Origin of the sequence: Flavobacterium sp. TMP13, from assembly GCF_050847115.1 — a bacterium.
Classification (GTDB): Bacteria; Bacteroidota; Bacteroidia; order Flavobacteriales; family Flavobacteriaceae; genus Flavobacterium.
The window spans coordinates 288444-312066 of the sequence record NZ_CP193656.1 but is presented as its reverse complement, the minus strand read 5'-3'; the positions used below and the strand labels follow the sequence as shown (position 1 = coordinate 312066).

The following is a 23623-nucleotide window of genomic DNA, read 5'->3' as shown; positions in this document are numbered from 1 at the left end:
AAAACTATACAATCATGTCAACATTACGTTTAGGGGATATTGCTCCCGATTTTGAAGCTGTAACAACACAAGGAAAAATTAAATTTCACGAATGGTTAGGTGATTCTTGGGGAGTTCTTTTTTCGCATCCAGCTGATTTCACACCCGTTTGTACCACAGAATTAGGAACAGTAGCCAACTATTATCCTGAGTTTGTGAAAAGAAATACTAAAGTTATCGCATTAAGTGTCGATGGTTTACAATCGCATTTAGATTGGATTAAAGATATTAATGAGACTCAAAATACAGTTGTTAATTATCCTATAATTGCCGACGAAGATAAGAAAGTGGCAAATTTGTATGATATGATTCATCCAAATGCAAATGATACTTTTACAGTTCGCTCAGTTTTTGTTATTGGTAATGACAAGAAAATTAAATTGATTTTAACTTATCCGGCTTCAACAGGTAGAAACTTTGATGAAATTTTACGTATAATTGATAGCTTGCAGTTAACAGCTAATTACAGCGTGGCAACTCCAGCGAACTGGAAAGATGGTGAAGATGTAGTTATCTCACCAGCAATTAAAGACGAAGATATTCCTACTAAATTTCCAAAAGGACATACGCCAATCAAACCGTACTTGCGCATGACGCCACAACCAAATAAATAATTTTTTTATTTTTGTAACTTGTCTCAGCTCTTCTCATTCAACTATTTTATTTTAAATAGGCAGCGAGGAAAGTTGAGACATTTTTTTGTCTCTCTTGACTTATACTTTCTTGGTATATTGTGCAATAAGTTTTTTATCGCCAACGATCCATAAAATATCATTTTTTTCTAAAACGACATCCGATTCTGGATTTAAAAGCCTTTTTCCATTTCGTTCGATTCCAACAACTAAGCCATTGGTTTTAGAGCGCATATGGCTAATATTTTTTCCAACAAATTCTTGCTCATCGAGTTCTAATTGTCGCAAAACAATATCACTTTTTTCTTTTATTTCAGGTACTTCAATCTCATTCTGGTTCAAATAGTCTCTAAACTCATCTACTTGTTTGTCTGTTCCAATGATACAGATTTCATCACCAGGAAAAAGTCTTTCATTTTTACTCGGAATTTTGATCGTTATGTCTCCTCTTTTAATGAAAGCAATATTGACTCCCATCTGTTCTCTCATTTTTAATTCTAGCAAGGTTTTGCCCGCTAAGTTTGATTCTTTTGCAATTCCAAAAGTGGTCATATGTCCGTCCCAAGGCGTTAAATTGGCGTAACGTCTGTCAATTTTAGCAATCTCACGATCGTGAAAGTTTCTTAAAAAGTGACTTTCAATTTTATGGTACTGTTCGTGTAATTTCTTCGGGAAAAATTGATAAAACGCAATTGCAATTACGAGCGCTACAAAAGAAACCAATGGAGAAAAGAAAATATTAAGTAAAAAACCAATGTAAAATATTCCGAGTCCAATTCTAAATAAAAACATCATTGTAATTGGTCCTCTGTATTTGCGCTCTCTCCACAGCGTCTCTACTTCTCTTACAGAAACGCGTCTTAGCGATAGCGCCCATAAAAACGGCGAAATTGCAATTAGCGTAACGATCGCTGCAATGCTATTTCCAAAGCGAATGTTTGCTACTAAAGGGACTAGATATTTAGAAGAAAGCAATATGATTGCTAATATAATAATAGTATGCAGTATAATTTGAGTCAGGTACGATCGAATTACAATTTGCCAGATACTAACCGATTTAATGGCTTGCGTGTTGGTGCTATAGCGACTGATGTTTTTAAGCCATTTTCGCGGCAACTTTCGTTCTAAAAACTCAGAAAATGGTAAGGCAGCCTTGATCATAAAAGGAGTTGTGAAAGTAGTAATAGCAGATACAGCGACCACAATTGGATATAAAAATGAACTCGTTACATGCAAGGTCATTCCTAAAGTCGCAATGATAAATGAGAATTCTCCAATTTGTGCTAAACTCATTCCCGTTTGCACGGATTGTTTTAATGGTTGCCCTGATATTAATGCACCTATAGTTGAACTAAACGATTGGCCAAAAATAGTAACTACAGTTAAAATAAGTACTGGAAGCCAATGTTCAGCCAACATCTCTGGATCAATTAACATACCAACCGAAACAAAGAAAATAGCACCAAATAAATCCTTTACTGGCTTTATTAAATGTTCAATGTGTTCTGCTTGCGTAGTTTCAGCAATAATGGAGCCCATTATAAAAGCACCTAGTGCAGGAGAAAAACCGACATTTGCAGCCAAAATTACCATCGTTAAACAAAGCGCTAAGGAGATGATCAGCAACATCTCGTCTGTCAATAAATGTTTCGTTTTTTTAAGAAGTGTCGGAATAAAAAAGATTCCACCTACGAACCACGCTGTCAAGAAAAAGATCAATTTTAAAAATGAAAATAACAATTCACTACCCGAAAATTGCTGACTTACGGCCAATGTTGAAAGCAAAACCATCAGCAAAATGGCCACAATATCTTGTACGATCAGTGATCCAATTACGATGCCTGCAAACTTTTGTGCCTTCACACCGAGTTCATCAAAGGTTTTTAAAATAATAGTTGTAGAAGAAATGGATAGAATAACTCCCAAGAAGATACTGTCCATCGACGACCAATCCATCCATTGACCGACGAGATACCCAATTAGTATCATGGTTATTATTTGGGTCAGCGCAGTAATGGAGGCAGTTCCACCAACTTTCATGAGCTTTTTAAAACTAAATTCGAGCCCGAGACTAAATAATAAGATAATTACACCAATTTCGGCCCAAGTTTCTACACTTTTAATATCAGAAACAGAAGGAAAAAAGTCAAAATTATTACCCGCCAAAAAACCAGCAATTAGATAGCCTAAAACTAGAGGCTGTTTCATTTTCTTAAACAATAAAACAGCAATCCCTGCGGTCATTAAGATTAACCCAAGGTCAGTTATTAACGGTTTTAAATGTGTGGTGGCTTCGGCCGCAGCGAATAAAGAAATCATAGATTAAATGGTTTTTTTGGCAAAAAAAGCTATCGATAAAGATAGCTTTTTTTCTGAAATATATTTTTAGATCAAACTAAATACCGCAATAATTGCTCGGTGTTATATTTAATAGTTCGTCTTTTATGTCATCTGATACGTTAAGTGTGTTGATAAAACTATGCATAGAGGCTTTTGTAATTGCTTCGTTAGTTCTCGTCAATCCTTTTAAAGCTTCGTACGGATTAGGATAGGCTTCACGACGTAATATGGTCTGAATAGCTTCTGCAACAACTGCCCAGTTTCTCTCTAAATCTTCTGCAAACTTAGGTTCGTTCAATAATAATTTATTCAAACCTTTCAAAGAAGCCTCAAACGCAATGATTGTGTGCCCAATTGGAACACCAATATTTCTTAAAACTGTACTGTCAGTCAAATCGCGCTGTAGTCTAGATACGGGTAATTTTGCTGCCAAATGTTCAAAAATAGCATTTGCAATACCTAAATTTCCTTCAGAATTTTCAAAGTCAATTGGATTCACTTTATGTGGCATCGCCGATGAACCAATTTCACCTTCTTTGATTTTTTGCTTGAAATAATCCATAGAAACATACGTCCAAATGTCTCTATCTAAATCGATAACTATAGTATTGATTCTTTTTAAAGCATCAAAAAATGCAGCAAAATGATCGTAATGTTCAATTTGTGTGGTTGGAAACGAATGGTGTAAACCCAAAGCATTTTCTACAAAGTTATTTCCAAACTTTTTCCAGTCAATTTGTGGATAGGCCACGTGGTGTGCATTATAGTTTCCAGTTGCTCCACCAAATTTGGCTGCAAATGGAATATTGAATAGCAATCGAATTTGCTCTTCTAAGCGTTCTACGAAAACTGCGATTTCTTTTCCTAAGCGAGTAGGTGAGGCAGGTTGTCCGTGCGTACGAGCCAACATCGGGATGTCCTTCCATTCTACACTTAAATCCTTCAATTTTGCAATTAAAGTAATTAGCGACGGCATGTATACTTTCTCAAAAGCTTCTTTAGTAGAAAGTGGAATCGCGGTATTGTTGATATCCTGAGAAGTTAATCCGAAGTGAATGAATTCTTTATGTGCTGATAAACCTAATTTTTCAAAAGCTTCTTTTACAAAATATTCAACCGCTTTTACATCATGATTAGTCACTTTTTCGGTTTTTTTTATCCAAAGCGCATCTTCGGTAGAAAAATTTCTATAAATGTCACGTAAACTTTCAAATACATTTGAATTTACATCTTTTAACTGTGGCAATGGTACTTCGCATAAAGCAATGAAATATTCAATTTCAACCAGTACACGGTATTTGATTAAAGCTTCTTCAGAAAAAAAAGGAGCTAATGAAAGCGTTTTGTTTCTATATCTTCCGTCAATTGGAGATATAGCATTCAGTTCGTTTAAAGTAGTCATTGTTATGTTGTTTGTTCGAAAAGCACAAATATAAGGTATTGGCAAAACTTTTGAAAGCTACCGATGAGTTATTATATCTTACCTAATGTCTTAAATCAGAGTTTTAAATATTTTATCCCAAATAGTGAAATAAAAACCGTAGTTGTGCGATTTGTTTTTATGATGATTGTTGTGAAATTGTGTGCTTGAAATCCATTTTCTGATTGTGTTGTTGTACCAAAAAGTAGGAAAGTGATCTTTTTTTAGGTGGCCAAACATGCCATACAGTAAGTTTAAAATGAGATAGATAATAATGCTTAAATAATTTAAGCGAATTACTATGAGTAAAGAGAGCCAAATTAATTCAAAGCCCAGCGTTTCGATGGGATGAAGTACAAAAAGACGGTACACATTGGTGTCGATATCCGTACGATGCAACTTGTGAATGGATTGTAACAATTTGAGTCGATGCGCTAAGTAATGAAAGCAAAACATAAAAAAATCCATGGCACAGTAGATCTGTGCATACGGCAAGTAGAGAAGGTGTATAGTCTATTTTTAGTAGATTCAATTGATACAATTCAAATCCCAGTATAGTAATTATAGTATTGCAAATTTGCGTATAAATTACCCATTTGCGGTCGTTTTTTGAAGTAACGTATTTTTAGGTTCAATGATTTTACCGATTGCTATCGATAAACAAATCAAAAGTAAGTTTTGAAATGAGAAGAAAGTAAAAAAACTGAGGAAATTATTTGGAGATAATTGAAACAGCCAATTTTGAAAAATTTTATCTTCTAAATGTTAGTGTATAATTTATCTCTTAAAATACCTACGCCTTTTGACGCTATTTCAGGAATAACTTGCAGAGGGTTTCTTAAATTCGGAATCGAAATTGGTTTTGGGTCAATGTAAAATATAGGCGTTTTTGAGGTTGTGTAAGAAATCAATCCTGCTGCTGGATAAACCTGCAGAGAAGTTCCGATTACGGCAAAATAATCGGCACTTTCTGTAATTTCTATGGCGGCTTCTAGTGCTGGGACAGCTTCTCCAAACCAAACAATATGAGGTCTCAATTGATGTCCTTTTTCATCTAAATCTCCTAAAATTAGATCGTGCTTCCAATCTTGAATATCGTCTTCAAATTGAGTGCTGCGAGCTTTTAATAATTCACCATGCAAATGCAAAACCTTTGTACTTCCAGCACGTTCATGCAAATCGTCGACATTTTGAGTAATAATAAATACATCAAAATCGTTCTCGAGTTCGGCTAAGATTTGATGTCCAATATTAGGCTTAACCTCTTTTAGTTGCACTCTTCGTTTGTTGTAAAAGTCTAAAACTAGTGCTGGATTTCTGCGAAAGCCTTCAGGAGTTGCTACTTCCATAATGTCGTGTCCTTCCCATAAACCATCACTATCTCTGAAGGTTTTAATTCCACTTTCGGCACTGATTCCTGCGCCTGTTAAAACTACTAATTTCTTTTTCATCTGTACTTTAAATTGTAGAATTTCAAATTTAAGACAATTAATTTAGAAAAGAGTAATCGCTTTGAAAAGCCTTCTTTTTTGTTATTTTTGTGGCAAATTGAATTATAATGACTGATGTAAAGTACCTCGAATTTTTAGAAAATATTTTAACTGATAATAGAAAAGAGCGTTTTCTAAACGTTTTACAAAACCGAACGAAGCATTTTACGGTTGCTGTCGAAGACGTTTTTCAAATGCACAATACGAGTGCTGTCATGCGCAGCTGTGAGATTTTCGGGGTACAAGAGTTACAGGTCATCGAGCAACGGTATGGAAAAAGTATTGATAAAGAAATCGCTATGGGAGCCCAAAAGTGGGTAGATATTCATCAATACAATACGGTTTCTAATTGCATTGAGTCCTTAAAAAGCCAGGGCTATCAAATCATTGCCACGACTCCACATGAAAATGATTGCTTGTTAGAAAATTTTGACATTTCAAAACCAAGTGCTCTGTTTTTTGGAACCGAAAGAGATGGATTATCCGAAGATGTTTTAAAGCAGGCAGATGGGTTTCTAAAAATTCCGATGGTTGGTTTTACAGAAAGTTTAAATATCTCTGTTTCGGCCGCGATTATTCTACAGGATTTAACCAACAGATTACGACGCTCGGATGTCCATTGGCAGTTGACGGAAGAAGAAATTTTAGAAAAAAGAATGGTTTGGGCAAAAAGTTCGATTAAAGATATCAAACGAATTGAGGCTCGGTATTTTGAAGAAAATTCTCTTTAGAATGGGAGATGAATTTTATAGTTTAAGCGATTTAAAGTTTGGAAATAAAAGAGGATTTGAAAAGTGAAATTTAGCGTTATGCTGCTATTATTTAAAGTTTTAGACCTTGTTGATGTTGCGGACTTCGAAGACTAGTGTTTTCGGCTAATCGAAAGTAGAATTTAAAAAGACGAATTCCACTAAATTCCGCAATAGCCTCAAAAGTATGTTAGCAAATGGCCATTTTTTTTTATTAATCAATTTCGATTTTATTATGAATAATCCATCGTTTTAGATTACCTACAAATCTTTTTAAATGGTCTTCATTTAAAAAAATGTTTGTCCAATTTTCATACCTGTCACATTGAATACTTATATAATATAGCATAATTGATAGGCAAACAAACGGCAAAATACGTTTTTCTTCTTTACTAATTTCAGTTATATTTTCATATCCTTTTAGAAAATTTTCTGCTTTTAGTACGTAATCATTCTCATTCGGATTTGTAGTGAATAACTGAAATAAAAAGTATGAAATATCTAGACATAACCATCCATTGCCACAGAAATCAAAATCAAAAAGCGTAACTTTATTTTCATGATTAAAATGCATATTATCAAACCAGATGTCGAGATGAACGGCTCCAAATCTTATTTGTTCATTTTTTACATTGTTAAATTCATTTTGAAGAAATTTAGCGGTTCTTTCTAAAAATTTTATCTCGTCAGTTTCTTCTTTAAAGAATTTACGTGTTTGTTTTAAAGAATGTATAAGCAAAACATTATTGTCGTATGTTATTCTGTTTAAAGTGAAGTTTTCTGTCGATTTGTGAACTTTTGCTAAGGCTTGCCCAATAAAAAAGCTTGTTTCTGCTGTAAATTTTGCTGATTTTGCTCCATCGGCAAAAGAAAATAATACACCAAATCTCTTTCCTTCAGGAGCATTTAATTCTTGAATATATTCATTAAAATTATCTGCAATTGGGAAAGAAACTGGAGCTTTGTTTTTATTTAAATGACTTAATAATCTCAATTCTTCGCCTATTTCTATTTTTGTTCTCCAATCAAAAGTATAGACACGAAAAACATATTTTTCATTAACATCTGTAACCATATAAATGTGGTTCATTCCTGTTCTGAAAAGTGTACATTGAGTATTTTTGCTTAATTTATATTTTCGCTGAACAAATTCGCCAAGTTTATTTGCTGAAAGTGTTGAGTTTATTACAGGAAATTGTGTTGTCATTTACTTTTTTTTTTTAGCTATCTGCTAACTACTAATTATCGATTCAATTAAACATATTTTAAAATATATTTATGCAAAATTTAGTGCAGTATTATATTTTAAATTCAATTTTACTAATGAAATTTAGATAAAAAAAGGCCTCAATTTCATTTGAAATTGAGGCCTACTACTTTATAAGTATTCGTGACTTATTTTACTAAAACCCACGTGCCAGAAGCGATTAAAGTTTCTGCTTTTTTAAATTTCATCGTTTCGATTTGACCATTTGCTACGTTTTGAACGGTAACAGTGTCATTGCGATTGATTTTTGGCATATCTCTTACAATTGTTTCTGTAATTTGACGCTCTTGCGTTTGTCCAGCTTCACGGTTGGCGCTTTCGCTGTTTACGATTTCGTCTTTACTTGTTTGGTAATTTTCTGGTTGACGACGCTCAACTGCTTCTTGAATTTCAGGAACGTTTTGAGCGGGCAAATCTCCCTTAAATAAAAATGAAATAACATCTTTATTCACGTTGTCTAACATTGCTCTAAACAAGTTAAATGCTTCTAATTTGTAAATTAGTAATGGATCTTTTTGTTCGTGAACTGCCAATTGAACTGATTGTTTCAATTCGTCCATTTTACGTAAGTGCTTTTTCCAAGCTTCATCAACAATAGAGAGCGTAATGTTTTTCTCAAAATCAGAAATTAGCTGCGTTCCTTGAGAATCGTATGCTTTTTTTAAGTCAGTAACAACGTTCAGCGTTTTAATTCCATCTGTAAACGGAACTACAATACGCTCAAAACGGTTGTTTGGTTCTTCAAATACGTTACTGATTATTGGGAATGCCTCTCTTGCGCTGCGTTCTGTTTTTTCAGTATAATATGCTAAAGTTGCTTTGTATATTTTTCCTGTAATTTCAAGATCTGTTCCTTTTACGAAATCAGCTTCTGAAATTGGAGAAGTAATAGAGAAGTAACGAATCAATTCGAATTCAAAATTTTTGAAATCGTTCGTCATTTTATTTTCACTCACAATTAATTCGCAAGTATCATACAACATATTAGCAATATCCAGTTTTAAACGTTCTCCGAATAAAGCGTGACGACGACGTTTGTATACTACTTCACGTTGTGCATTCATCACATCATCATATTCTAACAAACGTTTACGAACTCCAAAGTTATTTTCTTCTACTTTTTTCTGAGCACGTTCAATAGATTTGGTCATCATAGAATGCTGAATCACTTCACCTTCTTCTAATCCCATTTTATCCATTACTTTGGCTACTCTTTCTGAACCAAATAAACGCATTAAATTGTCTTCAAGAGAAACATAAAACTGTGAGCTTCCTGGATCTCCTTGACGACCAGCACGACCACGCAACTGTCTGTCTACACGACGCGAATCGTGACGTTCTGTACCCACAATTGCTAAACCACCTGACGCTTTTACTTCGGCAGATAATTTAATATCGGTACCACGACCAGCCATATTGGTTGCAATAGTAACTACTCCTGGTTTTCCTGCTTCTTCAACAATTTGTGCTTCTTGCTTGTGCATTTTTGCATTCAAGACGTTGTGTGTCACACCTCTCATTTTAAGCATACGGCTTAATAATTCAGAGATTTCTACCGAAGTGGTACCAATTAATACGGGTCTTCCAGCTTTTGATAATTCACTTACGTCTTCAATTACCGCGTTAAATTTTTCACGAGTCGTTTTATATATAAAATCTTCTTTATCGTGTCTTGCCATCGGACGATTCGTTGGAATTTCAACAACGTCCAATTTATAAATTTGCCACAACTCACCAGCTTCAGTAACAGCAGTACCTGTCATTCCACCTAGTTTATTGTACATTCTAAAGTAGTTTTGTAACGTTACTGTAGCAAATGTTTGCGTAGCTGCTTCAATTTTTACATTTTCCTTCGCCTCGATCGCCTGGTGTAAACCGTCAGAATAACGACGACCATCCATGATACGACCTGTTTGCTCATCGACAATCATAATTTTATTGTCCATGATCACATATTCTACATCTTTTTCGAATAAAGCGTATGCTTTTAAAAGTTGTGTCAATGTATGTATGCGCTCACTTTTTATTCCAAAATCTTGAAATAAGCGTTCTTTCGCTTCCGCTTCCGCATCTTTATCTAATTTTTGTCTTTCAATAGCGGCGATTTCAGTTCCGATATCTGGAAGTACAAAGAAATTAGAATCTGTATCTCCAGAAAGGAAAGATATTCCGTTATCTGTTAATTCAACTTGATTATTTTTTTCTTCAATCACAAAATACAATGGTTCATCTGCTTTTGGCATTTCACGATTGTTGTCTTTCATGTATTCGTTTTCGGTTTTTTGAAGCAAATGCTTGATGCCGTCTTCACTTAAAAACTTAATTAAAGCTTTATTCTTTGGTAAGCTTCTGTAAGCTCTTAATAAATAGAGACCACCTTCTTTAGTGTTTCCTTCTTTGATTAAGCGTTTCGCTTCCGTTAAAAAGCCAGTTGCCAATTGACGTTGTAAACCAACTAATTTTTCAATATTTGGTTTTAATTCGTTAAATTCATGACGATCTCCTTGAGGAACTGGTCCAGAAATAATAAGTGGCGTTCTTGCATCATCAATTAAAACCGAATCGACCTCATCGACAATAGCATAATTGTGTTTTCTTTGCACAAGATCACTTGGCGAATGGGCCATATTATCTCTCAAGTAGTCAAAACCAAACTCATTGTTTGTTCCGTAAGTAATATCAGAGTCGTACGCTTTTTTTCTAGCTTCTGTACTTGGTTGGTGGTTGTCAATACAATCGACAGTCATACCATGAAACTCAAATAAAGGTGCTTTCCAAGTACTGTCACGTTTGGCCAAGTAATCATTCACGGTTACCAAATGCACTCCGTTTCCTGTCAATGCGTTTAAATATAAAGGTAGTGTTGCTACCAAGGTTTTACCTTCACCCGTTTGCATCTCTGCAACTTTACCTTCGTGTAACACCATTCCACCAATTAACTGAACGTCGTAGTGAATCATGTCCCAAGTTATTTGCTTTCCAGCCGCATTCCATGTATTTGACCAAAATGATTGCTCACCTTCAATTGTAATGTACGGTTTGATCGCAGATAATTCGCGGTCTTTAGCAGTTGCTGTAACTACAATTTGAGAATTGTCTTTAAAACGACGTGCTGTTTCTTTTACCACTGCAAATGCTTCAGGTAAAAGGTCTAATAATGTTTTCTCAGATATTTCGTAAGCTTCTTTTTCTAAAACATCAATCGCATCATAAATGTCTTCGCGTTTGTCAATGTCGCTTATGTTTTCAACCTCAGTTTTAAGAGAAGCAATTTTAGCATCTTTATCTGCTCTAGCTTCTTTTATTTGCTCTTTAAAAAAAGTCGTTCGAGCGCGCAATTCATCGTGTGAAAGGGCTTGAAGACTGGTTTCAAAAGTTTTAATTTTTGTTAAATAAGGTTGTAAAGCTTTGACATCTTTTTGTGATTTATCACCTACAAAGACTTTAATTATGCTGTTTATGAAGCTCATGATTTGTTGGTATTTTTAATTTTTGTAAACTAATGCAAAAAAAAAGCCTCTTTGTTGAGACTTTTTCTTTGATTATTTTTTAATATTCATCCTCATTCCAAAGATAGTCTTCGTCAGTCGGATAATCTGGCCATATTTCTTCCATTGATTCGTATATCTCACCTTCGTCTTCAATCGACTGTAGGTTTTCTACTACTTCCAAAGGAGCTCCTGCTCTAATTGCGTAGTCGATAAGTTCATCTTTGTTAGCAGGCCACGGTGCATCACTTAAATATGAGGCTAATTCTAATGTCCAATACATGTTTAGTCGATTTAGTTTGTGCAAAAATAATTTTTTTACCGAAAAATACAAGTAAAAAACGATTTATTTTTATAAAAATTTAAGAACGTGTTATTTTTTAATTTTCAAATGCCGAATTTACCGAAGTTCTTCTCAAAAACTTTTAATATTTTGTTATTTTTTTAACGAATTTTAAGAAAGATTACTTTCTTGGAATCCACTGTACTTCGTCAGCTTTGAGGTCTAAAGTCAACTTCCGTGCCAACACAAAAAGGTAGTCAGAAAGTCGGTTTAAGTACTGAATTGCGATTTCAGGAACAACTTCATTGTGACTTAAATGTACAGCCAAGCGTTCTGCTCTGCGACATACACAACGTGCAATGTGACAATATGACACAGTTGGATGGCCTCCTGGTAATACAAAGTGTGTCATTTGAGGCAAAGATTCATCCATAGAATCGATTTCTTTTTCGAGGAATTCAATATCAGTTGGAATTATACCTAATTTTTTTAAGCGTAATTCGCCATTTTTCAGTACTTCTTTTTCTGCTGGAGTAGCTAAGATAGCACCAACTGTAAAAAGGCGATCTTGAATTTCAATCAACACAGATTTATAGTGGGCACTCATTTCTTGATCGCGAATGAGTCCGATATGCGAATTTAATTCGTCTACCGTTCCGTAACTTTCAATTCTTATGTGATCTTTAGGAACGCGATCTCCACCAAAAAGAGATGTGGTTCCTTTGTCTCCTGTTTTTGTATATACTTTCATTTGTTTAAAATTTGTAACGGAAAATTTAATTACTGTATACTATTTACCTATTTAAATTATCGCTTTCGATAAGTCCATCTCTTAATCGAATAATTCTATGAGCGTATTCGGCAATTTCTTCTTCGTGTGTAACTAGAATTACAGTATTTCCTTGAGCATGTATTTCATCAAAAAGGGCCATGATTTCTAGAGATGTTTTACTGTCTAGATTTCCTGTTGGCTCATCTGCAAGAATAATAGATGGTTTATTGACCAAAGCTCTAGCAATAGCAACACGTTGGCGTTGTCCTCCAGAAAGTTGGTTGGGTTGGTGATCCATCCGGTCGCCAAGACTTACTTGTTGTAAAACTTCGGTAGCTCTTGCCACGCGTTCCGATTTTGAATATCCTGCATAAATCATGGGTAATGCAACGTTGTCCAATGCAGTAGTTCTTGGCAATAGATTAAATGTTTGAAATACGAAACCAATTTCTTTATTTCGAATACCTGCCAACTCATCGTCTTTCATTTGACTAACGTCTTTACCATTTAAGATGTAATTTCCTGAAGTAGGCGTATCCAAACAACCGAGCAAATTCATTAAGGTTGATTTTCCTGAACCCGAAGGTCCCATCAATGCGACGTATTCTCCTTTATTAATTTGTAAATCGATGCCTTTTAGTACGTATACGATTTCATTACCAAGTACGAAATCTCTTTTAATATTGGTAATATTGATTAGCGGATTTGCCATATTGTTTCTCAAAATGAGTTATTGATTCAATTTTTAAAAGTACAAAAATGATTTTTGTTACAAGCATTGGTTGTCATTTTTACTTTTTTGTTACAGTACCTATATATAAGGTATAAATCAACTGGAATTTTATTTGTAAAAACTGGACTACAAGTTTGGTTTTTTTCGTGGAATGTAAAATGCCTGAAACTTCTCTTACATAATTTTTTAATCCGTTTATATAATTATCATTTTTTATAAAAATAATTGAATTTAATTTCTTAAAATTTGTAAAAAACTGATAATTATATATTTTTATTTAAAATATTGTGTATATTTGCTAAACAATAATCAAAAATTAAAATTATGAAAAACGCAAAATTATTAGTAGGAATCGCATTTATAGGTTTGGCATTTACATCTTGTAAAGATGAAAAAGAAACTCAAGCGGAGAAAAAAGTAGATCGTTACGTGAGTTATGTTGACTCAGTAAAAAATGTAGCTGAGGAAGATGTTAAAGCAAACTGGGAAACAGTAGAATCACAATACGACATGCGTGTTAGCGAAGCAGAATTAGCTTTGGCAGATTTAAAAGACAAAACAAAAGCAGAAGAGCGTGTAAACGAAGCTAAAGCTAAGTACGATACTTTTAAAGCTAACTTGACACCAACAGCTCCTGTAGTGACTAAAAAGCAAGTAATGCGTGATAACTTATTTGGTGCTGGAAATGTAGGTGATGACATGAGTTTTGCTTGGGTAAATGCAAAAAACATTCACGAAGTGTATCAAAATTTTGTTCATACAGTAGAGAACAATAAAGATAATTATTCTCGTGAAGATTGGGATGAAATTAAATTAATGTATGAAGCATTGGATAACCGTAAAAATACAGTTGAAAAAGAAGGACTTTCTTCAGAAGACAATCGTAAAATTGCAGGTTTAAAAGTTAAATTTGCTCCAATGTATACAATCAACAGAACTACAGCAAAATCAGATGAAAATGCTGAAGCTAAAAAATAAGCTTTAAAGTTTAGGTTAGATTTATAAAGAAAAAAGGCAGTCATTTATGGCTGCCTTTTTTTATGTTCTAAGAATAAAATGTTGTTTGACTTGCTCTTTTCTAAAAAATACAAATCCCCATTGAAACGAATCTATAGTAACGCGAACTTTGGGATGTTGTTTGATTACTTCCCAGGCCTCTTCCATTTCTGAAGACCAATGAATATCATCAAAAATCCAAACTGTATCGTTTCTTATGGTAGAAAGCAAATGGTGAAAATAACGTAACGTTGCTTTTTTAGAATGATTGCCATCGAAATAAATAAAGTCGAAAGTTAAAAGTTGAAAATCTAAAGAACTAAAGTAAGATTCAAATTCGGCAGTAATGCAATTGACATTTTTAAAATCGAATTTCTGCAACAGTAATTCACATTCACTCATTGTATTTGCACACCCTTCTAAAGTGGTAATTTTTGCCTTCGGATTTGCCAGTGCCATCGCAGAAGTGGCCAATCCTAAAGAAGTTCCAATTTCTAAAATAGTTTTTGGTTGGTAATACTGAACGACTCGAAATAGTAATTCGGCTCTTTTTTGAGAAATTCCTGCAGTTGCTGCAATAGCCGAAACTTTACGGATATTACTTTTAAAAATTTTAGAACCAGCACCAAAATCACTTACTTCAATAGTGTTTGTATTACGTAGAAGTGTTTTTCGATACTCATTTAAAACCGTATATTCCGCCTTGTTCTTTTTATCATACCAACATTTCGTTAATAATAAAAAAACAAAGGGCGAGTGAACTCCATGTTCGTTTTCGGACTTCCACAGGAATTTTAGATACGATTTTATTTGAAATAACATAGAGATTTATTGCACAGCGTTTCACAAAGAAAACGCGAAGATAGTCACAGTTTTATTTATTTTAACCAAAAAAAGAAAACTTTGCGAGCGTTAATTTATTGATGGACTGGTGCAAAGTATTTTTTGTAATCGATACAAAAAAAGCAATCGCCTCCAAACTTTTAAAAAACTATATTTGCGGCCTTGGAATTTACACCACGAATAACTCCGCTTTATATGATAACGAAAGATGAAAGTGCAACTACAATTGCCATAACTTCAGATGAAATTGAGAGATGTATCGCTATTTTGGCACAGTTAAACGCCGATACCGACCAAATATTTGATATTGAAAAAGAGCAAAGAACTGCGTTAATTAAAGCAGCTGGACTTTTTTCTAGACCCGATCGAGATGAACTTTCTCGAAGAAAAAAGGACGGAAAGTTAGTTGCTAAAAGAAAAAAGGAAAAGCAAGATAAAACCGCCCGTAAGGAAACTGGAATTCGATATGCGCGTGAAGCCAGTGTGTTTGTAGCACAAAAACTATTGGCTTATACCGAGCTGAACAGTAAAGAACAACTAGAACTCGAAACTCCTAGAAATTGTTACGTTTGTAAAACACCATTTACTAAAATGCATCACTTTTACGACACTATGTGTACCGATTGTGGTGATTTTAATTATGCCAAACGTTTTCAGACTGCCGATGTAAAAGGTCAAATTGCCGTGATTACCGGTTCTCGTTTAAAAATTGGATATCATATTACATTAATGCTTTTGCGAGGTGGAGCGACTGTTATTGCTACCACTCGTTTTCCGGTAGATTCGGCTTTACGATTTTCTAAGGAAGCCGATTTCCTGGATTGGGGCGAACGATTAAAAATTCATGGATTGGATTTAAGGCACATTCCAAGTGTGGAAATCTTCTGTAATTTTATTGAGCAAAAATACGATCGATTGGATATACTGATCAATAATGCCGCCCAAACGGTCCGACGTCCTTCTGGATTTTATGCCCATTTAATGGAAAATGAGGAGCGTTCAATCTCGTCTTTACCCAAGCAAGCACAAGAATTATTGTTGGATCACACTGACTGCTTGGATGAATTGAAAATATTGACTTTAGGAGCTTCTTCCAATCAAAATATGCCCGTAACTTGGCACGGACCCGAACCGGGAATAGGTTTGCGCGCTTCGGCCAAATTATCTCAGATTCCGTATTCGTTTGACAATGCTTTGGTGGCCAACGAAGTTTTTCCGGAAGGAGAATTAGATGCCGATTTGCAGCAAGTCGATTTAAGAAAAACGAACAGTTGGCGCTTGAAATTAGGTCAGATAGAAACCACCGAAATGATCGAGGTACAATTGGTAAACTCAGTAGCTCCTTTTGTGTTGTGCAACCGCCTTTCTGAAGTTATGAAAAAAGACAATACGGGACAAAAACACATCATCAATGTTTCGGCAATGGAAGGTAAGTTTCACCGTTTCTTTAAAGAAGCGCGCCATCCGCATACCAATATGGCTAAAGCAGCTTTGAATATGCTTACGCATACTGCGGCAGGAGAATTGGCAAAATCTGGAATTTTTATGAACGCCGTAGATACCGGTTGGGTAACCGACGAAGATCCAGCAGAATTAGCCAAAAAGAAACAAGAAGAGGAAGACTTTCAACCACCATTAGATATTGTGGATGGGGCAGCCCGAGTAATGGATCCGCTATTTGACGGAATTAATACGGGAAAACATTGGTGTGGCAAATTCTTGAAAGATTACAACCCCATTCCTTGGTAGAACCTTCTAATTTATAAAACAAAACCACAACAGAATTAAATTTTGTTGTGGTTTTTTTAGTTTTAAGCTGTTTTGTTTGACTGATAAAGAAATAAAAGTAAGATGTTGATGAAGTTGACGAGTTTTTTAATGACTCGCTTTAAAGCGCTTCATTTCTTCCTGGGGTTCTAAAGCATTAAACTCTTTCCAGATTTTAGAATCGTACGATTTGATGTTTATAAACTTAAAGTCAGATTCCTTAATTTTTTCAATTGATGTGGCTGTTATATTTGATCGAGAGATGTTTAAAAATTCAGTTCGGGAACTCGCATTTCCTTCTACTTTAAGATCAAGTGAGAGCACGTCTTTTGCAGCACTGGTTAATTCGATAAATTTTACAGGTCGATTTAAGTAGAAATATTGTCCACTTTCTACAGTGGCATATTGCAAATAGTAGCCACTATCATCTGCTTTTTTTTGGTATCTAAGTGTTCCTTTACTAAGGTTTGCAGCCGCTTTAACTCCCAAAAGTAATTTCATGTTAAAACTATTCAATTTTTCGCCCTCTTCTAACGTATAATCTACTCTTAATACGGCATAATCGTTTTCAGAAATATATAATTTTCCTGAATATTTCGCTTTACTGCGCTTGGGTTTGAACGTTAGCACATAGGCAAATTCATTTTCAGCAAAATAAGTGGTTTCTTCATAATTGTAACTGTAAAGCTCTGGATTCGTAATGAAATTAAATTTCTTGCTTGTTGAAAAATTATTTTTAGAAAGAAATGAGGTTATATTTCTTTTAGTAGTTGTAAGTTGGCTGATTGTTTCTTTTGATTTCTCTTGTTCTTTCTTTCTATTAAAATCTTTTCGCAGCGATATTGAGTCGCGAGAGCCAAAAAGTCCGCTTTTAAAACGATAGTATTTAGTAGAATCTAGGTGTTGTAAAATTAGGTTCATCGCTTTTTTTTCTAATTCATCAGATGAAGCTGCGCTGCCTTCATTTTTTAACTTCGTAGCTTTTAACACCTCCAGTTTTGCTACAAATGCACTTTTATCATCCTTTTTTACATTTGTGGTGTAATAATTAGAAAGAATATCAGTGAACTCTTTTGGCGGGTTTGCAACTAAGTCATTAGAAAAAGTTTTAAGATCGCTATTTACCTTTTTAAGTGCTTGTTTTGTAAATCCAGTTGATTTCTCTATTTCTACATCAATAACTTTCGGTTTAAAATAGTCTGCTCGTCTGTAAAACAATAGGTCTTTAGAAGGTGCGCCATCACTTTTATAATTGCTAGCTAAGTTTGCTTTAACATTGGCCATGATCTCATAAGGATTGGGTTTTTCGTTAGAAACATTGACATCGCTAAGTTCAAAAATCACGGGAGCAATTGAAATCACAAAATCTAATTTTTTTAACGTACCAACAGTGATTTGCTGATTAGCATAACCGATATAAGAAATAGTAAGTGCTGTTTCGTCTGCGCTGTTGCTTTCTGAGAGTGAGAAAAAGCCTTCGGAATTAGAAACTAGATTTTCTGCGTCATTTACTTTAATGTTTGCATACGGAATACTTTCGTGCGTCTCAGCGTCTATGATTTTTCCCCTAATGTTTTGGGCTATTCCTGTTTGGTGTATCGAAAGCAGCACAAATAAAGTAATGATTGTTTTTTGCATTTTTAGCAGAAATATTAATAGATTATTACTGATTGATGATATATCAAATTGAGCCTTATTTATTTGAATATAAGAGTAAAGCTCTCTATTTGAGTTTTCAAATATAGAAGGTATTCGATTAAAGTAAGAAGGCGTGTAACAATTTATTAACATTTTTCTTACTACTCAAAATTAAATTTATATAAAAAAGCAACCCAAATAATTTTAGTTCGCACACTAAAATTATTTGGGTTGCTAATTGAAAAATAATATAACTAGATCATTAAAAGGAATGAAACGAACTAAAAATTTTAGCCTTCCATTTTGGCAGAAAGTTCAAACCAACGTTCTTCCTTTTTTTCTATTTTATTGATGATATTCTGCAGCTCATTTCCTTTTTTCTCAATAGCGTCATCGGCTACTTTTCCTTCAGAAAATAATTGTTCGATAGTCTCTTTTTGCGCTTCTAAATCTTTTATTTCTCTTTCTGTTTTTTGAAACTCTTTTTGCTCGTTAAAAGTTAAATTCCCAGTTGGGTTATTTTGCTTCCAATCTTTTTTATCCGCTTTGTTTTCTTCTTTCTGCGCCACATCTGCACTGTCTTCGTAAGCTCTGAAATCAGAATAGTTACCTGGGAAATTTTCGATGATTCCTTGTCCTCTAAAAACAAATAAGTTGTCTACAATTTTATCCATAAAGTAACGGTCGTGAGATACCACAAGCAAACAGCCTGGATAGTCCAATAAAAAACTTTCCAACACATTTAGCGTTACAATATCCAAATCGTTTGTTGGCTCATCTAGAATCAAGAAGTTTGGATTCTGAATCAAAACCGTACACAAGTACAGACGCTTCAGCTCGCCACCACTTAATTTTTCGACAAAATCATATTGTTTTTTAGCATCAAAAAGGAAACGCTCTAACAATTGCGAAGCTGAAATGATGCGTCCTTTAGACAGCGGAATAAATTCTCCGTATTCTTTAATAATATCAATAACGCGTTGTCCTGGTTTAGGATTGATTCCGCTTTGTGTATAATAACCAATTTTGATGGTTTCACCAACCACAACTTTACCTGCGTCTAATGGAATAGTTCCAGTCAACAAGTTCAAGAAAGTTGATTTTCCAGTCCCATTTTTACCGATAATTCCGATGCGTTCTCCGCGTTGAAAATCAAAACTAAAGTTATCTAAAATAGTTAAATCCTTGAATTTTTTAGAAACCTTGTGAAGCTCGATAATCTTGCTTCCCATGCGCTCCATATTAATTTCTAGTTCAACTTTATTTTCGCGACGGCGGCTTTGTGCTTTTTCTTTGATATCGTAAAAGTCATCTTGACGCGATTTAGACTTGGTTGTTCTCGCTTTTGGCTGACGGCGCATCCATTCTAATTCTTTAACGAATAAGTTTTGCGCTTTGTCCACACTTGCGTTTTCAGACGCAATTCGCTCCTCTTTTTTCTCTAAATAATAAGAGTAGTTCCCTTTGTATTGGTATATTTTACCATTGTCCAATTCGATGATTTCATTACACACACGCTCCAAGAAGAAACGGTCGTGCGTAACCATGAACAACGTAATATTTTCTTTAGAAAAGTAACTCTCTAACCATTCGATCATTTCTAAATCCAAGTGGTTGGTTGGCTCATCCAAAATCAATAAATCAGGACGGTTGATCAAGATAATTGCCAGCGAAAGTCGCTTTTTTTGCCCACCCGAAAGATTTTTTACTTTTAGTTTAAAATCTTCCAATTTTAATTTAAACAAAATCTGCTTGTACTGCGTCTCAAAATCCCAAGCATTGTGTTGGTCCATTCCGTCAAAAGCTTTTTGATAAGCATCTGCGTCGTCTGGATTTTCTAGTGCTTTTTCATACGCTTGAATCACTTTTAATGTCTCATTATCTGAGGCAAAAATACTCTCTTCAATGGTTAATTCTTCTTGTAATTTGTTGTCTTGCGACAAAAATGCCATTCGAATACTTTTACGCAAAACCACTTGCCCAGTATCGGGTTCGTCAAAACCATTAATAATATTCATAATGGTGGTTTTTCCAGAACCATTTTTGGCAATAAAGGCAATTTTTTGATCCTTGTTAATTCCAAAAGAGATGTTGTCAAACAAGGTGCGTTCGCCAAATGATTTCGATATGTTTTCTACTGAAAGGTAATTCATGTGATCTAATATGACGCCAATGGCGTATTTGTAAATTATAAAAGTTGTAATTATAAAAGTGATACTTCTAGAATTAAAACGCTGCAAAGATAGTTTACCAACGGACTTAAAAAAATATCCTTTTACTTATCTTTGATATAAATGCAATAAAATGGCTATTCAAGATTTTTTCGATATTGTTACTAGATCATATTTTGAAAAAAATGGGCTAAAAACCTATGAACTAGTACGTTTGTTGTATCTAGACACCGGATTAATTGCAGCTTTCGAGAAAAATTTAAAACTGACGTTTGTTGCAGAGAAAGTGATGGGAAATGTTTGTTTTGCATCTAATTCGGATATTCGTGCAGAGTTTCGAACAAATTTTCGTGCAATTGATGTCGTAGATTATTTTTGCGCGCTCTTAAATCAATCTGAAGTTCCGGTAGAATTAATAAGTTTTCAGTTCCCAACAGACACTGCTGTATTTTGGAAATATGTTGCGTTAGGTTCGCAACTTCGAAAAGATATATAGATAATTTGGGCAAATCACCCTCTTCAAAATTGAAATTTCAATCATTGATTTCTTTGCTTGAAAGCTGTTCTTTTATTTTTTGATTCATTAAAAAAAAGGCTGCTAACTTTAGTTTTTATAAGTTGCTCAAATCAACTTTATGCAGTTTTTGCGGCACATTGATAATTGGTTTTCTAACCAGATTTTCGTTGGTTATATAAAAATGTAAACCATCGAAAGTAGCAATTCCTTCGATTTGATGAAAAGGAATTTTCAACTTAATTCGCTGCTTTGTAGCTTTATCAAGATCATTGATGTTGTAATCTGATAAAACGTATAAAAAAGGTTTTCCTTGCTTCGTATAACCACACAGCACAATTCTATTATGATTTGGAGTTAAACTGGCTCCCGTAATTAATCCTTTAACGTTTAGAGTAGCTTTAATTTTTGCAATGTGATATCCAGCTGAATTAGGCAAAACATAAATAGTTGCTCGTTGATTTTTCCATTGCTTGGTAAATAAATAAATAGAATCGTCTTTGACTATAAATGCTTCACAATCAAAATTGGTAAAATTGTTTCTTTGAGCTGTAAAGTCTTTTTGATTTTCATACGAAAATTTGATCACCGCTATTTTTGGATCAGTATAAAAACTACTTTTTTCAATCTTTAAAATTTGCAAGTTGTTTCTAGTTCCGCTACTGTTATTCCCGAAATCACCAACATATAAATAGGTATCATCTTGCGAAACTGCTTCCCAATCTTGGTTAGTCACATTAGGCAAAACGATTTTTTTTTAAATATTGCCTAAAGTGTCCAATCCGTAAAGAGTAGTGTCACGATCATCATTGTGCGTCCATAGCAATTTATCAAAAGCAATTAAACCCGAAGTTTCTTGAATAGAATCGGAGAGTACGGAGGTAAAGATTGGTTTTATTTTTTTCGTAAATCGCTGAATCTTAGCTTGCCCATAGCTGCTTACTGAAAGTAGAAGTACAAAAACAAAAAATGATTTTGACATGGGAGTGGATAATTTTATACATCAAATATAAAAGATTCTTAGACAAACTGCCACTTTCGACCCTTCTTTAAGCGCAACTCTCTATATTTGTAAATATAACTTTACCAAAAAAACCTATTTTGAAATTATGAAAATTAAAGAAAATCTCTACAATCAGCGTATTATTTCTATAGATGCGTTTCGCGGAATCACTATTTTTATTATGATTTTCGTGAACGAGTTGGCTAGTATTAAAAATGTGCCCCAATGGATGAAGCACATGCCAGCCGATGCGGATGCGATGACTTTTGTAGATGTTGTTTTTCCTGCCTTTTTATTTATTGTAGGAATGTCGATTCCGTTTGCGTTTAATGCAAGATTACTTAAAAAGGATTCGCCGACCGTCATTTGGAAACACACCTTAAAGCGTTCTCTAGCACTTATAGTTATGGGACTTTATATGGTCAACTCCGAATATGGTTATGATGCTTCAAAAATGTTAATTACGCCCGCTTTCTGGGGATTATTAGCGTATTCAATGCCCATTCCTCTTTGGAATAAGTATCCGAAAACTGTTCCACTCTGGGCAAAATATTGTTTGCAATATGGAGCAATAGCTATCTTAATTGCTTTGTACTTTTTATATGTTCAGGATACAGGAGTAGTGGGAATGACCCCAAAGTGGTGGGGAATTCTAGGACTTATTGGTTGGGCGTATTTGTTTAGCGTGGTTTTGTACTGGATAGTAAATGGAGATTTGAAAGTGCTAATTGCTTTACTCATGTTGTGTATTGTTGCAACCGTAATCAGTTCCACCGCAGGATTAGCGATAAATGAAAATGCCATTTTTAGATTTGTGTCAGGAAATTTAGGTTTAGCGAGTTTAGTGCTATCTGGAGCTATTATCTCCCTATTGTTTTTTGAAGAAAAAATTACGACCAAATTAAATTGGCCAGTTATTGGCTTTATCGTCTTCTTTTTAGTGCTCGGTTTTATCCTGAGACCGTATTACGGAATTTCTAAAATTAAAGGAACACCGTCGTGGATTTTGTACTGTGCGGCCATTTGCACCACACTTTTCTATGTGTTGTATTGGATAATGGAAATTAAGAAGGAAACAAAATGGAGTGCCTTTTTCATGCCCGCAGCAGCAAATCCTTTGTTGATTTATATTTTACCTGGAATTATTTATTATTTTAATCTCACATTCGGAATTCATATTTTGCCTGACTACATGACGGAAGGAACTCCCGGAATAATATGGGCATTAGTATTCTCTGCCATTATGTTGCTGGTTATGAAAGTTTTTAACCGCTACAAAATGCAATTGCATTTATAAAAAAAAAATTGCGATAGCGCTGAAATTTACACCTAGCGCTTACAGATTCAATTGAGCAATTGGTGTTAAGTGAGTGAATACTTTCTTTTTAAAATTTTATTTTGCCATAGATTATAGTGATTTCGATTAGAGAAAATCAACGTAATCTGTGGCATTTTATTTTTAGAGCACTATGATTTTA

At 34.3% G+C, this 23623-nt stretch carries 20 protein-coding genes; 6 read left to right on the top strand and 14 right to left on the bottom strand.

Features of this window, described 5'->3' with window-relative positions:
* Positions 1 to 14 precede the first annotated feature (14 nt).
* Positions 15 to 653 (top strand): peroxiredoxin, encoded by a 639-nt coding sequence (locus ACRASX_RS01360; RefSeq protein ID WP_066310120.1) that lies wholly within the window; start codon positions 15 to 17, stop codon positions 651 to 653.
* Positions 654 to 752: 99 nt separating this feature from the next.
* On the opposite strand, the gene ACRASX_RS01355 is transcribed toward ACRASX_RS01360, so the two are convergent.
* The 4 genes from ACRASX_RS01355 to ACRASX_RS01340 all read right to left on the bottom strand — a co-directional run bounded on the left by ACRASX_RS01355 (position 753) and on the right by ACRASX_RS01340 (position 5882).
* The gene (locus ACRASX_RS01355) at positions 753 to 2990 is read right to left on the bottom strand and encodes a cation:proton antiporter (RefSeq protein WP_066310118.1); all 2238 of its coding nucleotides are present in this window, start codon (positions 2988 to 2990) and stop codon (positions 753 to 755) included.
* 76 nt (positions 2991 to 3066) lie between these two features.
* On the bottom strand, positions 3067 to 4413 hold the full coding sequence (gene purB, locus ACRASX_RS01350) for an adenylosuccinate lyase (protein ID WP_066310116.1): 1347 nt from the start codon (positions 4411 to 4413) through the stop codon (positions 3067 to 3069).
* Between the two features lie 90 nt (positions 4414 to 4503).
* The gene (locus ACRASX_RS01345) at positions 4504 to 4899 is read right to left on the bottom strand and encodes a sterol desaturase family protein (RefSeq protein WP_255357093.1); all 396 of its coding nucleotides are present in this window, start codon (positions 4897 to 4899) and stop codon (positions 4504 to 4506) included.
* Positions 4900 to 5189: 290 nt separating this feature from the next.
* Positions 5190 to 5882: an SIR2 family NAD-dependent protein deacylase gene (locus tag ACRASX_RS01340; RefSeq protein WP_066310111.1), complete on the bottom strand. Its 693-nt coding sequence runs from the start codon at positions 5880 to 5882 to the stop codon at positions 5190 to 5192.
* A gap of 107 nt (positions 5883 to 5989) precedes the next feature.
* Here ACRASX_RS01340 and ACRASX_RS01335 point away from each other — a divergent pair, with 107 nt between their 5' ends.
* Entirely contained in the window at positions 5990 to 6652 is a 663-nt protein-coding gene (locus ACRASX_RS01335; protein WP_432222171.1) for a TrmH family RNA methyltransferase, read from the top strand.
* A 232-nt stretch (positions 6653 to 6884) separates the two neighbouring features.
* Here the strand turns inward: ACRASX_RS01335 and ACRASX_RS01330 are convergent, their stop codons facing one another.
* The 5 genes from ACRASX_RS01330 to ACRASX_RS01310 form a co-directional block, all read right to left on the bottom strand.
* On the bottom strand, positions 6885 to 7877 hold the full coding sequence (locus ACRASX_RS01330) for a phosphotransferase enzyme family protein (protein WP_432222170.1): 993 nt from the start codon (positions 7875 to 7877) through the stop codon (positions 6885 to 6887).
* A 188-nt stretch (positions 7878 to 8065) separates the two neighbouring features.
* Entirely contained in the window at positions 8066 to 11407 is a 3342-nt protein-coding gene (secA, locus tag ACRASX_RS01325; protein WP_432222169.1) for a preprotein translocase subunit SecA, read from the bottom strand.
* Positions 11408 to 11486: 79 nt separating this feature from the next.
* Positions 11487 to 11708 (bottom strand): DUF2795 domain-containing protein, encoded by a 222-nt coding sequence (locus ACRASX_RS01320; protein ID WP_007138072.1) that lies wholly within the window; start codon positions 11706 to 11708, stop codon positions 11487 to 11489.
* 181 nt (positions 11709 to 11889) lie between these two features.
* A complete protein-coding gene (locus ACRASX_RS01315) occupies positions 11890 to 12459 on the bottom strand; it encodes a cob(I)yrinic acid a,c-diamide adenosyltransferase (protein ID WP_066310096.1) in 570 nt (189 codons plus the stop codon).
* Between the two features lie 43 nt (positions 12460 to 12502).
* Positions 12503 to 13192: an ABC transporter ATP-binding protein gene (locus tag ACRASX_RS01310; protein ID WP_066310094.1), complete on the bottom strand. Its 690-nt coding sequence runs from the start codon at positions 13190 to 13192 to the stop codon at positions 12503 to 12505.
* A 345-nt stretch (positions 13193 to 13537) separates the two neighbouring features.
* Here ACRASX_RS01310 and ACRASX_RS01305 point away from each other — a divergent pair, with 345 nt between their 5' ends.
* Positions 13538 to 14191, top strand: coding sequence for a hypothetical protein (locus tag ACRASX_RS01305; protein WP_066310092.1), 654 nt, complete (start codon positions 13538 to 13540; stop codon positions 14189 to 14191).
* Between the two features lie 60 nt (positions 14192 to 14251).
* Here the strand turns inward: ACRASX_RS01305 and ACRASX_RS01300 are convergent, their stop codons facing one another.
* On the bottom strand, positions 14252 to 15031 hold the full coding sequence (locus ACRASX_RS01300) for an O-methyltransferase (protein ID WP_432222168.1): 780 nt from the start codon (positions 15029 to 15031) through the stop codon (positions 14252 to 14254).
* Between the two features lie 216 nt (positions 15032 to 15247).
* Between ACRASX_RS01300 and ACRASX_RS01295 the strand changes: the two genes are divergently transcribed.
* Positions 15248 to 16801 (top strand): SDR family NAD(P)-dependent oxidoreductase, encoded by a 1554-nt coding sequence (locus ACRASX_RS01295; protein ID WP_432222167.1) that lies wholly within the window; start codon positions 15248 to 15250, stop codon positions 16799 to 16801.
* 126 nt (positions 16802 to 16927) lie between these two features.
* On the opposite strand, the gene ACRASX_RS01290 is transcribed toward ACRASX_RS01295, so the two are convergent.
* A complete protein-coding gene (locus ACRASX_RS01290) occupies positions 16928 to 18457 on the bottom strand; it encodes a carboxypeptidase-like regulatory domain-containing protein (protein WP_432222166.1) in 1530 nt (509 codons plus the stop codon).
* 290 nt (positions 18458 to 18747) lie between these two features.
* Entirely contained in the window at positions 18748 to 20610 is a 1863-nt protein-coding gene (locus tag ACRASX_RS01285; protein WP_432222165.1) for an ABC-F family ATP-binding cassette domain-containing protein, read from the bottom strand.
* Between the two features lie 151 nt (positions 20611 to 20761).
* On the opposite strand from ACRASX_RS01285, the gene ACRASX_RS01280 reads away from it, so the two are divergent.
* Positions 20762 to 21124, top strand: a complete 363-nt coding sequence (locus ACRASX_RS01280; RefSeq protein ID WP_432222164.1) for a hypothetical protein — start codon at positions 20762 to 20764, stop codon at positions 21122 to 21124.
* Positions 21125 to 21239: 115 nt separating this feature from the next.
* On the opposite strand, the gene ACRASX_RS01275 is transcribed toward ACRASX_RS01280, so the two are convergent.
* Positions 21240 to 21878: a hypothetical protein gene (locus ACRASX_RS01275; protein WP_432222163.1), complete on the bottom strand. Its 639-nt coding sequence runs from the start codon at positions 21876 to 21878 to the stop codon at positions 21240 to 21242.
* A 21-nt stretch (positions 21879 to 21899) separates the two neighbouring features.
* Positions 21900 to 22124 carry a hypothetical protein gene (locus tag ACRASX_RS01270; RefSeq protein ID WP_432222162.1) on the bottom strand — a complete coding sequence of 75 codons (225 nt, stop codon included), beginning with the start codon at positions 22122 to 22124 and terminating at the stop codon, positions 21900 to 21902.
* A gap of 127 nt (positions 22125 to 22251) precedes the next feature.
* On the opposite strand from ACRASX_RS01270, the gene ACRASX_RS01265 reads away from it, so the two are divergent.
* Entirely contained in the window at positions 22252 to 23442 is a 1191-nt protein-coding gene (locus ACRASX_RS01265; RefSeq protein ID WP_432222161.1) for a DUF5009 domain-containing protein, read from the top strand.
* Positions 23443 to 23623: the final 181 nt, after the last annotated feature.

What these genes read in the sequence shown, in the direction of transcription:
- ACRASX_RS01360 (WP_066310120.1), top strand. Translation starts at nt 15, where the DNA reads ATGTCAACATTACGTTTAGGGGATATTGCTCCCGATTTTGAAGCTGTA.
- ACRASX_RS01355 (WP_066310118.1), bottom strand. Translation starts at nt 2,990, where the DNA reads ATGATTTCTTTATTCGCTGCGGCCGAAGCCACCACACATTTAAAACCG.
- purB (WP_066310116.1), bottom strand. Translation starts at nt 4,413, where the DNA reads ATGACTACTTTAAACGAACTGAATGCTATATCTCCAATTGACGGAAGA.
- ACRASX_RS01345 (WP_255357093.1), bottom strand. Translation starts at nt 4,899, where the DNA reads ATGGATTTTTTTATGTTTTGCTTTCATTACTTAGCGCATCGACTCAAA.
- ACRASX_RS01340 (WP_066310111.1), bottom strand. Translation starts at nt 5,882, where the DNA reads ATGAAAAAGAAATTAGTAGTTTTAACAGGCGCAGGAATCAGTGCCGAA.
- ACRASX_RS01335 (WP_432222171.1), top strand. Translation starts at nt 5,990, where the DNA reads ATGACTGATGTAAAGTACCTCGAATTTTTAGAAAATATTTTAACTGAT.
- ACRASX_RS01330 (WP_432222170.1), bottom strand. Translation starts at nt 7,877, where the DNA reads ATGACAACACAATTTCCTGTAATAAACTCAACACTTTCAGCAAATAAA.
- secA (WP_432222169.1), bottom strand. Translation starts at nt 11,407, where the DNA reads ATGAGCTTCATAAACAGCATAATTAAAGTCTTTGTAGGTGATAAATCA.
- ACRASX_RS01320 (WP_007138072.1), bottom strand. Translation starts at nt 11,708, where the DNA reads ATGTATTGGACATTAGAATTAGCCTCATATTTAAGTGATGCACCGTGG.
- ACRASX_RS01315 (WP_066310096.1), bottom strand. Translation starts at nt 12,459, where the DNA reads ATGAAAGTATATACAAAAACAGGAGACAAAGGAACCACATCTCTTTTT.
- ACRASX_RS01310 (WP_066310094.1), bottom strand. Translation starts at nt 13,192, where the DNA reads ATGGCAAATCCGCTAATCAATATTACCAATATTAAAAGAGATTTCGTA.
- ACRASX_RS01305 (WP_066310092.1), top strand. Translation starts at nt 13,538, where the DNA reads ATGAAAAACGCAAAATTATTAGTAGGAATCGCATTTATAGGTTTGGCA.
- ACRASX_RS01300 (WP_432222168.1), bottom strand. Translation starts at nt 15,031, where the DNA reads ATGTTATTTCAAATAAAATCGTATCTAAAATTCCTGTGGAAGTCCGAA.
- ACRASX_RS01295 (WP_432222167.1), top strand. Translation starts at nt 15,248, where the DNA reads ATGATAACGAAAGATGAAAGTGCAACTACAATTGCCATAACTTCAGAT.
- ACRASX_RS01290 (WP_432222166.1), bottom strand. Translation starts at nt 18,457, where the DNA reads ATGCAAAAAACAATCATTACTTTATTTGTGCTGCTTTCGATACACCAA.
- ACRASX_RS01285 (WP_432222165.1), bottom strand. Translation starts at nt 20,610, where the DNA reads ATGAATTACCTTTCAGTAGAAAACATATCGAAATCATTTGGCGAACGC.
- ACRASX_RS01280 (WP_432222164.1), top strand. Translation starts at nt 20,762, where the DNA reads ATGGCTATTCAAGATTTTTTCGATATTGTTACTAGATCATATTTTGAA.
- ACRASX_RS01270 (WP_432222162.1), bottom strand. Translation starts at nt 22,124, where the DNA reads ATGTCAAAATCATTTTTTGTTTTTGTACTTCTACTTTCAGTAAGCAGC.
- ACRASX_RS01265 (WP_432222161.1), top strand. Translation starts at nt 22,252, where the DNA reads ATGAAAATTAAAGAAAATCTCTACAATCAGCGTATTATTTCTATAGAT.